Raw genomic sequence first — 13,053 nt, forward strand, 5'->3', positions numbered from 1 at the left:
GCACTCCGTGCAGGTAAAAAAACGCCCGTTAGCGGGCGTTGAACTGTCCAAGGTAATCCAGCGAAGCAGCTTTACTCACCACATCGCCATATTTACTGTCAATATCAAACAGATTGGCTTCATGCGGTGCTGTATGCCGATCGCCTACGCACTCCCGCACCACCATGGCGCGAAACCCATACTGCAGCGCATCCACCGCAGTGGCGCGCACGCAACCGCTGGTAGAGCAACCGGCGATCAGCAGGGTGTCGATGCCTTCGGAGACCAGCAGCGACGCCAGCGCAGTGCCGAAAAAGGCGCTGGCATACTGCTTGGTGATCACTACTTCATCATCAACAGGCAACACCTGGGGACAAAACGCCGCCAGCGGATGGCCTTCCACCATATCGCGCATTACCGGCGCTTTTTTTACCCAGATGCCGCCATCGCGCTGATGCTGCGGATGGTAGCGGATTTGGGTATGGATCACCGGAATGCGGACCTCCCGGGCGGCTGCGAGTAGCGCGACTGATTCACTGACCGCCTCCACCACGCCCGGGGCAAATAAAGGTGCGCCCGGGGTGGTATAGCCCTGCATAAAGTCGATCATTAACAGCGCAGGACGCTGACCAAAACCGATACGATTTCCCCAGACGCCGGCGTAATTGTCACTCAGGCTTTGCGTCATCATCGCCTCCTTACCAGGCGCCCGAGAGCAGGGCGCCAGCACCAGGCACCACAGGCTCAAGCTCCAGCGCTTTTAACATGGCATAGGTGGTGGCGATGGCGGCGGTGATAACCGGCTTACCGGTTTGCGCTTCCACTTTCGCTACCGCAGGCAACGAAGGCATCTGAACGCAGGCGGAGAGCACCACCACATCGACATCGTCTAACGGCATATCGGCGACGATACCCGGTAAGTTGGCCGGATCGTGCGCCGCGACGGCGAGATTATCCGCAATTTCCAGCGCACGCCAGACCTTTACTTCAATGCCTTCGCGCTGAATGTAATCAACCACCAGCTCCGTCAGCGGTTTCATATAGGGCGCAACCAGCGCAATTTTTTTCGCGCCCATAATGTGCAGGGCATCCACCAGCGCACCGGCACTGGTGATCACCGGCGCGAGCGCGTCGTTTTCACGTGTTACGGTGGTAAGGCGTTGTTGTGACTGGCGGTGATAACCGGGTCCCATCGCCATAATAGCCACCAGGCAGGCGTATCCCAGCACGTCGACCTTCGCGTCAGAAAGTTCCAGCGCGCAGCGATCGGATTCTTTATCCATCGCCGCCAGCTCATCTTTATTCACATGCTTCATGCGCATCCGGCTGGAGTGGAACGTAAAACGCTCTGGCCGGATCAGCTGACGCGCCTGCAACATGGCCGGGATTTCCGTCTCCATGGTGATGTTAGAGCTGGGGACAATCTGTCCGATACGATAATGATTTTTCATGCGGGTTCTCCCGGCTGAAGTGGGTATCCAAGAAAATGCCCAAAGGCGTGAAAGAAGCCGGAGAAATCATCCCAGGGGATCATATGACCAGCATCAGGAACATGGACAATGTCGATAGCGGGCAGCAGTTCGCGGATTTCGGCTTCATCCTGCGCCTGGATCACCCCGCCTTTACCGGCGACCATCAGCAGCGTTTTGGCCGGTAGCTGCGCAAAGTACTGATGAATATCCAGCTGATGGAAATCGTCATAGGCGCGGCGGATGGCCGGTTCATAGCAGGTATGCAGCCATTCCGCGCGCAGTTGCCGCTGCTCCTCGCTCCAGCTGGGGCAATATTTTTTCATGGCTTCCGCATCCATCCCCTGCTGCGCTTCGCGGATGGAATCCTGATACCAGGGCCACTGGCCGGGATAAACACGACGACCCGGTCCCGATACCGGCGGATCGATCAGACTCAGACTCAGTACCCCGGCCGGTTTCTTCACCGCCGCGCGCATTATAAAGCGCGCGCCCATTGAGTGACCCACCAGATGATATTCCCTGATGCCCAGCGCCTCGACGAAGGCGTTGATATCGTCGGCACAGCACTCCATGCCATAATCGAGCCCTTCACCGCTGCTGGAGAGGCCACGCCCGCGCGCATCCAGAACCCAGGTATCAAAATGTTGCGCGAAAACCTCCGCCACAAAGCCCCAGGTGATGGCGGGGCTGGTGATGCCCGGAATCAGGATCAGCGTCGGGCCTTTACCGCCATAGCGCAGGTAGTGCTGACGAATGCCGTTGGCATTGACCTGTCCGCCACAAACAAAACGTGACATCAGACCCCCTCGCTTTTTAATGGCTCGCTGAACACGTCATAACCGTAAACCCAGGCGGGATCTTCCTGGGTGCGCAGGAAGGTATTGGCATTCGATACCGCCTGTACGCGTGAGGCGCGCTCTTTACGGTTGGCTTCATACAGCCGGAAGGCGGTGGTGTAATCTTCCAGTCCGGTTTCGCTCAGGCAGCGGGTCAGCATTGCGGCATCTTCGATGGCCATGGCTGCACCCTGCGCCATATGCGGTTTCATCGGATGGCAGGCGTCGCCCAGCAACACAATGCGTCCTTCGCTCCAGACCGGCAGCGGCTTACGATTAAGCAGCGGCCATTTGGTGACGGATTCACTGCAATCAATCAGCGCCTGCACCACCGGATGGTAGTTGCCAAAGGTTTCCCGCATCTCCTGCTGGCTGCTGTCGATAAAGCTCCCCTGGAAATCCCAGGCCGGATGTGGCACGCCAGAGACGAAGTAATATTCGTCGCGTGAGCGGGTGGTGTAATAGACCATCAGGTGTCGATCGGCGGACCACCACTTCACGCAGTCTTCAAAGTTCAGGTTATATTTCAGCAGTTTCTCGCCGCGGATCAGGGCACGGTGCGCGACCCAGCCGCTGTAGGTCGGGGCTTCTACCCCCAGTAAATGCTCACGCAGTTTTGAGTTGATGCCATCCGCGCCAATCACAATGTCCGCACGTGCTTCGCTGCCATCCTGGAAACGCAGCAGCACATCATCCCCGCTGTCGACTACGCTGCTCAGGCATTTGCCGAAATGCAGGCTGCCGGGTTGCAGCGTGGTGATCTGCATCGCCTGTAAATCACCGCGATGCACCGTGACATAGGCGGCGCCATATTCGGAACGGGCAAAATCCCCCAGCGGGATACGTGACAGGTAGTCGCCGGTTTCGCCATCGCGGCTGTACCAGAAGTCCGGGTGAGAGGCGAGATCTTCCAGCGGCTGCTCGATGCCCATGCGACGAAATACTTTCATCACATTCGGGCCCATATGAATACCGGCGCCCAGGCGAGAAAAGGATGGGCTCTGCTCATAAACATCCACCTGGAAACCGGCCCTTTGCAGCAGTGAGGCTGCGGCTGCCCCGCCTAATCCTGCTCCTACAACCGCAATACGTTTCTTATTGCTCATCTTTTCCTCTCAGCATTCAAAGTTAAATCCGGGTACACGCTCTACCTGGTGGTGCATAAGCTGACGCGGTTTAAAGTGTGTACACTTTATTTATAAGCGTTAAAATTTTGTGAAAATCAAACTTTTTTACCGCTTCAGGCCGATAACATGATGTTAATCACAGGTTGAGAACGGTGTTAAATAGGCTTTTCTTATGATGGTAATTAATGCTTGCACTGAAACTGCTTAATTGCCTATAACGTAAATAAGTAGCGTATGCGCTTTAATTGGCCGGTTTTTTAACCGGTTTGCGATTCCGGGTTTATCACAAGAGGATCACGCCATGGCCGTCAACCAGAGTCAGTTGGGACAGATGTTTGAGCAGGTACTGCGCTTGTCAAAAGTGGACGCTACGCAGAGCGTCGCCATTCTGAAAAGTCACTATTCTGATGCGCGCACAGTGCAGGCGGCAACAGACGCTGCACTAAGATTGGGCGCAAAGGTTTATTGCGTAGAGTTGCCCGCCTTTAATCATCCGACGGCGATGGGCAACGATATGACCGCTTACTGTGGTGACACCGCGCTGACCGGTAATCTTGCGGCGCAGCGGGCGCTGGAAGCAGCAGATCTGATTGTGGACACCATGATGCTGCTGCACTCGCCGGAACAGGAGCAGATCCTGAAAACCGGCACCCGCATCCTGCTGGCCGTTGAGCCACCTGAAGTGTTGGCACGAATGTTGCCTTGCGAAGAGGACAAAACACGCGTACTCGCGGCTGCGGCGGTCCTGGAAAAAGCCCGCATGATGACGGTGAAATCCCGGGCAGGCAGCGATTTTCGCGCCCCCCTGGGTCAGTACCCTACGGTCACCGAATATGGTTATGCCGATGAGCCAGGACGCTGGGATCACTGGCCGAGCGGCTTCCTGTTTACCTGGCCGAATGAAGATCAGGCGGAAGGGGTATTAATGCTGGATGTGGGCGATATTCTGCTGCCATTTAAATCCTATGCCCGCGAGCGGATCACACTGGAGATTGAAAAAGGGTTTGTTACCGGAATTCATGGTGGTTTTGAAGCGGAATATCTGCGTGACTACATGCGTTATTTCAACGACCCTGAAGTGTACGGTATCTCGCATATCGGCTGGGGTCTGCAGCCGCGTGCGCAGTGGACGGCTATGGGGCTGCACGATAAGAATGATGGTATGTGTATGGATGCCCGCGCGTTTTATGGCAACTTCCTGTTCTCTACAGGCCCGAATACCGAGGTAGGCGGAAAACGTAAGACACCATGCCATATGGATATTGCATTGCGGCATTGCGACATCAAAGTAGACGATCTGCTGGTGGTGGCGGAAGGGGAAGTGGTTGCCCCTGAAGCGTCGCGGGCACGGTGATCTTCTGCAGGGAGCGGCTGCCAGCGTGGTGACAATGCATTACACTGCCTGGCAATCTGCGAGAAAAAGGACATTTGTTATGGCGCAAGATCCGGCTGCAACACCCGAAGAGAGTTATGACTATACCCACCAGGTGGGCCATCTGTTACGCAAGGTTTATCAGCGTCATGTGGCCATTTTTCAGCAAAACGTGGGTGATTCGCAGCTGACTGCTGTGCAATTTATCACCCTCTGCGCGCTGCGCGACCACGGTCCCAGCGCACAGAACGACCTGGTGCGTTATACCGCAGTGGATCAGGCCACCATTCGCGGTGTGGTTGAACGATTAAAAAGCCGCGATTTAGTCAGCCTCGGCCCGGATCCGGTGGACAGACGAAAAGTGATTGTGATGCTGACCCCCACTGGTCAGGCGCTGATTAACGAAGTTGCGGCCAATGCTATGCGCATCAGCGAACTGACATACGGGCCCTTAAATCCGGCGGAACGCGTAGCGCTGATCTACCTGCTTAACAAAATGCTGGACGATACGGGCCAGCCCTGATTTGAGGCGCATCAGCCGCCTCAGTAAAGGCGGTAAATAATGAAAATGATGGCAAACAAACCTGCCACGCAAGCTTCATCTGCAAACCTTCATCGCTATCCGTTACTGATTAATGGCGAAGAGAAAGAAGTTACCAGTTATCGCGATACTTCACTGCTGCTGGTTTTACGCAACGAACTGCAGCTGAACGGGCCGAAATATGGCTGTGGGCTGGGTGAATGCGGCGCCTGCACCGTAATGATTGATGGCGTCGCGGCCCGCGCCTGTGTGATCCCGGCCTACGGCGTGCGCCAGCGTGCCATCACCACCCTTGAAGGGCTGGGCCAGCGTGATGCCCTGCACCCGGTACAGCAGGCTTTTATTGAAGAGCAGGCGGCGCAGTGTGGTTACTGCATGAACGGCATGATTATGACCACCGCCGCCCTGCTGCGGGCAAATCCTGCACCAACGGAGCAGCAGATACGCGCGGCGCTGAGCGGCAACCTCTGCCGCTGCGGCACCCATCAGGAGATCCTGTGCGCGGCCAGACGTGCAGCGATCCTCTGTCAGCAACAGACGGAGGAGGCACCATGAGCCATTCTGCTATCCCCTCGCAACAACAACTTCTCGCTGCGCCGGAAGGGCTGCTGATCATTGATGAGATTCAGCCGCCGCCGGGTCTGGTGCCCAAAGGACAGACCCCGACGCTGAAGCCCAAAGAACAGGCATTATTTCTGGCGATTGACGGGCAGGGGAGTGTCTGGGCGTTTAACGGCCATGTGGATCTCGGCACCGGGGTAAAGACCGCACTGACGCAGATTGTCGCCGAAGAGTTAAATCTGCGCATGGATCAGGTGAATATGGTGCTGGGTGACACCCAGCGCGCGCCCAATCAAGGTGCCACCATCGCCAGTGCCACATTGCAAATCTCAGCGGTGCCGTTGCGTAAAGCCGCTGCCGAGGCGCGTCGCTGGCTGAGCCAGCAGGCCGCCAGTCGCCTGCATGTTTCTCCTGACAGCCTGACGCTGGATGAGGGGGGGGTCACCGCTCCGGACGGCCGTGGGATCGATTTCGCGGCGCTGGTGACCGGACAACGTACTGAACTGCCGCTCACCGAGGATGTGCCGTTAAAGCCGGTCGATGAGTACCGTCTGGTGGGCACCAGCTCAGCGCGGGTCGATATTCCCGCCAAAGCCACCGGTGAACTGACCTGGGTGCACGATTTGCGCGTGCCCGGTATGCTGCATGGTCGCGTTATTCGCCCGCCTTATGCTGGCTATGATACCGGCGCTTTTGTCGGCACTTCGCTGCTCTCTGTTGATGAAAGCTCCATTGCTCACCTGGAAGGCATCGTTAAGGTGGTGCAAATTGCCGATTTTATCGGGGTGGTGGCGGAACGCGAAGAGCAGGCGATCGCGGCGATGGAAACGCTGAAGGTGCGCTGGAAGCCCTGGGAGCACCTGTTACCCGATTTAAGCGATGTGGAAAAAGCGATTCGCGATAATCCGCGTACCTCGCGCGTCGTCCATGATACGGGCGAGGTTGATGAGGCGCTGGAGCAGGTGGCGCAGCGTTTTACCCGCAGCTACCTCTGGCCTTATCAGTTGCACGCCTCTATCGGCCCGTCATGTGCCGTCGCCGATTATCAGCCGGATGTGCTGCGCGTCTGGAGCGGCACCCAGAACCCGCATCTGCTGCGTGCCGACCTCGCCTGGCTGCTGGAATATCCGGAAGCGGCGATTGAAGTCAATCGCATGGAGGCGGCCGGATGTTATGGCCGTAACTGCGCCGATGATGTAGCGGCTGATGCGGCACTGCTTTCGCGCGCCGTGGGCAAACCGGTGCGTGTTCAATTGACCCGCGCACAAGAGCATGTCTGGGAGCCGAAAGGCACCGGTCAGCTGATGGATGTGGATGGCGGCCTCGACGCCGAAGGCAATCCGCTGGTCTACGACTTCACGACTTCTTATCCCTCCAATGGCGCGCCCACGCTGGCGTTGTTGCTGACCGGGCGTGTTGATCCGGTAGCGCTGGCCTATGAGATGGGTGACAGAACCTCGATTCCGCCTTATGCCATACCGCATATGCGCATCACCATTGAAGATATGGCGCCGATTATTCGTGCCTCATGGATGCGCGGCGTTTCCGCGCTGCCCAATACGTTTGCCCATGAATCTTATATGGATGAGCTGGCGCATGCGGCAGGCGTCGATCCGGTTGAGTACCGGTTACGCTATATCAACGATGAACGCGCTGCAGCCTTGATCCGCTCAACCGCCGATCGCGCGCAGTGGACGCCACGCACCGGGCCGATGCAGCAAACAAGCGAACCGGGCATTCTGCGTGGACGCGGTTTTGCCTATGCGCGTTACATTCACAGTAAGTTTCCCGGCTTCGGTGCCGCCTGGGCCGCCTGGGTGGCAGATGTGGCGATTGATAAAGAGAGCGGCGAGATTGCCGTGACGCGCATTACGGTGGGCCATGATGCCGGGATGATGATCAACCCGGACGGGGTAAAACATCAGATCCATGGCAATGTGATCCAGTCTACCAGCCGGGTGCTGAAAGAGCAGGTCACGATTGAAAGCAACCAGATTGCCAGCAAAGAGTGGGGCAGCTATCCGCTGTTAACCTTCCCTGAAGTGCCCGATATCGATGTGATGATGGTGCCCCGCCCTTATGATCCGCCGCTGGGATCGGGGGAGTCGGCATCAGTGCCCAGCGCGGCAGCGATTGCCAATGCGGTGTTTGACGCGACGGGCATCCGCTTTCGTGAGCTGCCCATCACCTCCGATAAATTACGCCAGGCGCTGAATGGTCCCGATGCGCAGCCTGCGCCGCAGCTTGCGGCGACACCAGAGAAGCGCAGCGTGGCAAAAAAACGCTGGATGCTGGGCGGTGCAGCAGGCGTGCTGGGGACAGTGATGGGCATCGCCACAAATGCCTTGCCCTGGCGGGCAGAAATCGCGCCGGTGACGCCGCCGGATGCCAGCAGCTGGTCAGCGGCGATGCTGGAGCGCGGTCGTCAGGTGTCGGCGGCAGGCGACTGTGCAGTGTGTCATACCGCCGAGGGCGGCGCGACCAACGCCGGCGGCCTGAAAATGGACACGCCTTTCGGCACGCTCTATTCCACCAATATTACTCCGGATAAGGAGACGGGCATTGGCAGCTGGTCCTTTACCGCCTTTGATCGCGCTATGCGACAGGGGATCAGCCGTGATGGTCATCATCTCTATCCGGCGTTTCCCTATACCGCGTTTCGCCAGATAAGCGAAGCGGATATGCAGGCGCTCTATGCCTGGCTGATGTCGCAACCGGCGGTGAAACAAACTGCGCCGGATAATGATCTGCGCTTTCCCTTTAACATGCGTTTCCTGATGGCGGGCTGGAATACCCTGTTTCTGCGTCAGGGGGAATATCAGGCCGATCCCACGCAGTCAGCGGAGTGGAACCGCGGCGCCTATCTGGTGAACGGCGCGGGTCACTGCGGCGCCTGTCACTCGCCGCGTAACCTGCTGGGGGCGGAGAAGGGCGGGGCGAACTTCCTGGCTGGCGGCTGGGTCGATGGCTGGGAGGCGCCGGCGCTCAATACATTGAATAAATCGCCACAGCCCTGGACCGCCGAAAGCCTGTACAACTATCTGCGTACCGGTTTTGATGAAAAACATGGCGTGGCTGCCGGGCCGATGGCTCCGGTCGTCAGCCATCTGGCGACGCTGCCCGCCGCAGATGTGCAGGCGATGGCGACCTATCTTGCTGATATCAACGGCCAGGCGGCGCAGGTAACCGAAAGCGTCGCTGCGCCTGTGCCCGCCGTCAGGACGGCGCTGAATACCGCAGCGGGGGAGCGGCTGTTTAAAGGCGCCTGTCAGGCGTGTCATACCGCCAGTGAGGGCGGGCCGCAGTTGTTTGGCGTCAGTCCTGCGATGGCAAACAGCAGCAGCCTGACCAGCGCCACACCGGATAATCTTCTGCAGGTGGTACTGCACGGCATTGATAAACCGGCGACAGATGCGCTGGGTTATATGCCGGGTTTTGCTGCCAGCCTGTCGGATAAGCAGATTGCAGAGATTGCCGCCTGGCTACGTCAGCGCTACGCTCCCAATGAGCCAGCCTGGAGCGATCTCACGGAGAAAGTGGCGCATGTGCGCGCTAATCCCGGCAGTCACTGATGGGGGAGCTATTTTCGGAGAAGATATTGTAAAAAGCGCGCCGCAAGGCGCGTTTTGCGTCAGTGATGCCGTCACCGCGTCCTTTATAACTTACTCATTTGTCTCTTTTTAAGCTAAAAACAGTGGCTGTAGAGTAGCTTTTAGGCACAGTTATCATTATGAAAACGATAAAAACTTACATCGCTGCTGACGGGCGGGATTTGTTTGCAGAGTTTTTAAAAGGCTCCGTGATCCCCTTGCGAAAGTCAGGATCGCTTCCCGGGTTAACCGGATGGCTTCTGACAATTTTGGCGATCACAAACCCTGTCGGGAAGATGTCTGAGAGCTCAGAATAGATCAGGGGCCAGGGTATCGGGTTTATTACAGTCTGGTGGTGAGGAAGTCGTGCTGTTGTTCCTGACAGGTGATAAACGCACGCAGCGAGCAGATACAGATAAGGCTATTCACTGCCTCAAAAATTATTTAAAGAGATGAGGTATGGCGAAAGAACGTTTATATGATGATGTAATAGTGGATGCTCTTAAAGAAGACCCTGCCTTTGCTCAAGCCTACTTGCATCAGGCATTCCTTGATATGGATGAAGAAGGGGGACAGGAAGCCTCTTTACTTGCGTTACCTCATATTGTTACTTGCGTTACGTCATATTGTTGAAGCCAGAGGCGGTATGGCTTCCGTTGCTCAGAAAGCGAGAGTCTCACGCGAATCGCTTTATCGCACACTTTCTCCGGCAGGTAACCTGACGTTAAAAACACTCCGCAGTGTCGTTCATGCAACCGGTTTCCAGTTCTCCACGCTCGCCAGTGCCTGAAGAAGGTGCCAGGCTGCTGTCAGATGCGGATGATGATCATCGTCTGACAGCTTGCCGGGATAACACTGCCTTTGTGCCATATTGACCAGCCCACACTTATCCACAGAAAATGGGGATAGCCTGTGTATGAAAAAGTATAAAAAACAGGCGCGGCTGCTCCTGTATTAACCTTCCATGGGGCCTGTTCTGCTTACCGGGCGGTATTGACCGATAAGGGTGACACTGTCACGACAGAGAGGAGTCTGGTTCCTTGTCCTGGCTTACCGGCGCAGATGCAGCTCACGACGACAGCGCAGCACAGGCTGTCGTCGCGGGCAGAAGCACACCTTCCTGAGTGACGAAACCTCATCCCTCCAGCTGTCGCGCACTCTCCTGCAGTCGCTGAAAAGTCGTATAGCGCAACTGATGACGTTCCAGGTATGACACGGCAGGCAGATATTCATGGGCAACGGACGAATAGCGCGCCATGCCTTCGCTGACCGAGGCCACAATCCCACCCGCCGTCGCGGCGAGAATCGCGGTGCCCAGCAGCACTGGTTCACTGGCGCGGGTTGCCAGCACCGGGCGGCCGGTGGTATCAGCCAGTAGCTGACGGATTAAGGGATGCTGTCCTGCGCCGCCGCTGACCACTATATGCTCAATGGGCGCACCGGCCTGCTCCTGTACCTCAATAATTTGCCGCAGCCCGTAACCAATGCCACAGATTCCGGCGATATACAGCGCCAGCAGATTATCCGGAGCGTTTTCCATTCCCAGACCGGCAATAATGGCCCGGGCGTGGGGATCGGCAAAGGGGGCGCGGTTGCCCAGAAATTCCGGCACCACATGAATGCCGTGAGTATGTTCGACCGCGGCGGAGGCGTCAGACACTTTTTCCAGCACCCGATCCGCCAGCAGTACCGGTAAGGGCACCGACCGTTCTCTGGCAAGCCGGGCGGCTTGCGCGGCTGCCGGATGAAATGCCAGCAACTGATCGATGGCAGCGCCAGCGGCACTCTGCCCGCCTTCGTTCAGCCACATACCTGGCACCATGGCTGAATAATAGGGGCCCCAGACGCCGGGAATAAATACCGGATCGCGGGTGGTGGTCATGGTGCAGGAAGAGGTGCCAAATACATAGGCGAGGTTCTGCGTCGCCTCTCCCCGGGCGCCAGCCGTCCCGATGCCTCCTGCATGGGCATCGATCATCCCGGCGGCGACTGGCGTGCCGATCGGCAGTCCCAGCTCCGCTGCCGCCTCTGCGGTCAGGCCGTTGCCACAGCGCGTGCCCGGCTCGACAATCTGCTGACCGATACGCCTGAACTGCTCATCAGCCAGCTCTGGCAGGCCAATCTGCCGAAAATAGTCTGCATCCCAGCGTTTCTCATGGGCCACATAGGTCCATTTACAGGTCACTGTGCAGGTCGAGCGCGCCAGATCGCCGGTGCAGCGCCAGGTAAGGAAATCGGCCAGATCAAAGAATTGCCATGCCTGATCAAAAGTTTCGCGCCGGTTTTCCTTCAGCCAGAGAATCTTGGGCGTCTCCATCTCGGGCGAGATTTTGCCGCCCACGTATTGCAACACCGGATGACCAAGCGCATTGATGCGCTCAGCCTGTTCAGTCGCACGATGATCCATCCAGACAATAATATTGCGATCGTTATTGCCGCTGTCGCTGGTCGCCAGCGGCGCGCCAGCTGCATCCAGCACTACCAGCGAACAGGTGGCATCAAAACTGATACCGGCCACCTGTTGCGGGTCCACGCCCGACTGCGCCAGCGCCTCCTGCACTGCTGTACACACCGCCTGCCAGATCTCGCGGCTGGACTGCTCAACAATATGACCCGGCCCACGAAAAACAGTGATCTCCCGTTTAGCTGTCGCCAGCATGTCGCCTGCCTGATCAAATATCCCTGCGCGCGCACTGGCGGTACCGACATCCACGCCGATCATCACGCGATTATCCGCTACGCGTTTCTCCTGTGGTTCGCTGTTCATTCGCTCTCCCTTCACATGCTGATAACTCAACGTCTCGATCACCCGGGCACTCAGAGGTCAACGCTGTTAGGCAGGATCACCAGATCGCGTACCGTGACATTACGTGGGCGCGTAACCATAAACAGTACCGCTTCGGCGACTTCTTTGGGCTGCATCAGGCTGCCGTTGGCCAGCGCCTCTTCCATCTTCTCTTTTGGCCAGTCATCCAGCAGCGCGGTCACCACCGGTCCGGGCAGAACGGCACCGACACGCACACCATGCTTCGAGACCTGGCGGCGGGTGGTATGGACAAAGGCCTGCACGGCAAACTTAGAGGCGGTATAGATGGGTTCCCAGATCACCGGCACAACACCCGCAATGGAACTGGTAAACAGGATATCACCCGATTTTTGCGCAATCATATGGGGCAAGACCGCATGTACGCTGCGAAAGGCGGCATTGATATTCAGGTTCAGCATGCGATCCCACTCATCCGGATTACCCTCTTCAATCGGGCCGCCGACGTAAGCACCCGCGTTAGCATAGAAGATATCCAGTCCGCCCGCCGCATCCAGTATCCCCTGTAGCATGCCGGAGACCTCCTGCGGCTTCAGCAGATCGATGACCAGTGGAAACGCATTGTCGCCCAGCTCACGGGTCAGCTGCTCCAGCCGGTCGCCTGCGCGATCGATCATCACAACTTTTGCGCCGGCGTTCAGAAAGGTACGGGCGCACTCCAGGCCAATCCCCGATGCAGCACCGGTGATAGCGACAACTTTGTTTTCAAGCGAGTTATGCATAAATCTTTCTCCTGTTGAAATAGGGATGT

General features: G+C 57.4%; 10 protein-coding genes and 2 pseudogenes. 6 read left to right on the forward strand and 6 right to left on the reverse strand.

Translation table 11 applies throughout. The features are described from left to right. Positions 1-28: 28 nt before the first annotated feature. From E0E17_RS18630 to E0E17_RS18645, 4 genes are read right to left on the reverse strand one after another with little or no spacing between them, the layout of a single operon-like run. A complete protein-coding gene (locus E0E17_RS18630; RefSeq protein ID WP_130835744.1) occupies positions 29-667 on the reverse strand; it encodes an N-carbamoylsarcosine amidohydrolase in 639 nt (212 codons plus the stop codon). 10 nt (positions 668-677) lie between these two features. Next, positions 678-1,430, reverse strand: a complete 753-nt coding sequence (locus E0E17_RS18635) for an aspartate racemase/maleate isomerase family protein (RefSeq protein ID WP_130835666.1) — start codon at positions 1,428-1,430, stop codon at positions 678-680. Then, positions 1,427-2,248, reverse strand: a complete 822-nt coding sequence (locus E0E17_RS18640) for an alpha/beta fold hydrolase (RefSeq protein ID WP_130835667.1) — start codon at positions 2,246-2,248, stop codon at positions 1,427-1,429. Before E0E17_RS18640 ends, E0E17_RS18635 begins: the two co-directional genes overlap by 4 nt. Continuing rightward, positions 2,248-3,393, reverse strand: coding sequence for an FAD-dependent monooxygenase (locus E0E17_RS18645; RefSeq protein ID WP_130835668.1), 1,146 nt, complete (start codon positions 3,391-3,393; stop codon positions 2,248-2,250). The genes E0E17_RS18640 and E0E17_RS18645 overlap by 1 nt, the downstream gene beginning before the upstream one ends. 322 nt (positions 3,394-3,715) lie before the next feature. On the opposite strand from E0E17_RS18645, the gene E0E17_RS18650 reads away from it, so the two are divergent. From E0E17_RS18650 to E0E17_RS18675, 6 genes and pseudogenes are all read left to right on the forward strand, one after another. After that, entirely contained in the window at positions 3,716-4,768 is a 1,053-nt protein-coding gene (locus E0E17_RS18650; protein ID WP_130835669.1) for a 2,5-dihydroxypyridine 5,6-dioxygenase, read from the forward strand. Between the two features lie 79 nt (positions 4,769-4,847). Further along, a complete protein-coding gene (locus E0E17_RS18655; RefSeq protein WP_130835670.1) occupies positions 4,848-5,309 on the forward strand; it encodes a MarR family winged helix-turn-helix transcriptional regulator in 462 nt (153 codons plus the stop codon). Between the two features lie 48 nt (positions 5,310-5,357). Continuing rightward, positions 5,358-5,882: a (2Fe-2S)-binding protein gene (locus E0E17_RS18660; RefSeq protein WP_439654644.1), complete on the forward strand. Its 525-nt coding sequence runs from the start codon at positions 5,358-5,360 to the stop codon at positions 5,880-5,882. Further along, a complete protein-coding gene (locus E0E17_RS18665) occupies positions 5,879-9,460 on the forward strand; it encodes a molybdopterin cofactor-binding domain-containing protein (RefSeq protein WP_130835672.1) in 3,582 nt (1,193 codons plus the stop codon). The genes E0E17_RS18660 and E0E17_RS18665 overlap by 4 nt, the downstream gene beginning before the upstream one ends. Positions 9,461-9,618: 158 nt before the next feature. After that, positions 9,619-9,934 (forward strand): annotated as a pseudogene (locus tag E0E17_RS20475) (type II toxin-antitoxin system RelE/ParE family toxin). Between the two features lie 3 nt (positions 9,935-9,937). Continuing rightward, positions 9,938-10,268 (forward strand): annotated as a pseudogene (locus E0E17_RS18675) (helix-turn-helix domain-containing transcriptional regulator). Positions 10,269-10,613: 345 nt separating this feature from the next. Here the strand turns inward: E0E17_RS18675 and E0E17_RS18680 are convergent. Both E0E17_RS18680 and E0E17_RS18685 read right to left on the reverse strand, forming a co-directional pair. After that, a complete protein-coding gene (locus E0E17_RS18680; RefSeq protein ID WP_130835673.1) occupies positions 10,614-12,245 on the reverse strand; it encodes an FGGY-family carbohydrate kinase in 1,632 nt (543 codons plus the stop codon). Positions 12,246-12,295: 50 nt separating this feature from the next. Then, on the reverse strand, positions 12,296-13,024 hold the full coding sequence (locus E0E17_RS18685) for an SDR family oxidoreductase (RefSeq protein WP_130835674.1): 729 nt from the start codon (positions 13,022-13,024) through the stop codon (positions 12,296-12,298). Between the last annotated feature and the right edge of the window lie 29 nt (positions 13,025-13,053).

Source organism: [Erwinia] mediterraneensis (assembly GCF_900604315.1).
In the GTDB taxonomy this organism is placed as follows: Bacteria; Pseudomonadota; Gammaproteobacteria; order Enterobacterales; family Enterobacteriaceae; genus Pantoea; species Pantoea mediterraneensis_A.

Coding starts and splice junctions, on each gene's coding strand:
- E0E17_RS18680 (WP_130835673.1), bottom strand. CDS start 12,245: ATGAACAGCGAACCACAGGAGAAACGCGTAGCGGATAATCGCGTGATG.
- E0E17_RS18685 (WP_130835674.1), bottom strand. CDS start 13,024: ATGCATAACTCGCTTGAAAACAAAGTTGTCGCTATCACCGGTGCTGCA.
- E0E17_RS18630 (WP_130835744.1), bottom strand. CDS start 667: ATGACGCAAAGCCTGAGTGACAATTACGCCGGCGTCTGGGGAAATCGT.
- E0E17_RS18645 (WP_130835668.1), bottom strand. CDS start 3,393: ATGAGCAATAAGAAACGTATTGCGGTTGTAGGAGCAGGATTAGGCGGG.
- E0E17_RS18635 (WP_130835666.1), bottom strand. CDS start 1,430: ATGAAAAATCATTATCGTATCGGACAGATTGTCCCCAGCTCTAACATC.
- E0E17_RS18660 (WP_439654644.1), top strand. CDS start 5,358: ATGGCAAACAAACCTGCCACGCAAGCTTCATCTGCAAACCTTCATCGC.
- E0E17_RS18665 (WP_130835672.1), top strand. CDS start 5,879: ATGAGCCATTCTGCTATCCCCTCGCAACAACAACTTCTCGCTGCGCCG.
- E0E17_RS18640 (WP_130835667.1), bottom strand. CDS start 2,248: ATGTCACGTTTTGTTTGTGGCGGACAGGTCAATGCCAACGGCATTCGT.
- E0E17_RS18655 (WP_130835670.1), top strand. CDS start 4,848: ATGGCGCAAGATCCGGCTGCAACACCCGAAGAGAGTTATGACTATACC.
- E0E17_RS18650 (WP_130835669.1), top strand. CDS start 3,716: ATGGCCGTCAACCAGAGTCAGTTGGGACAGATGTTTGAGCAGGTACTG.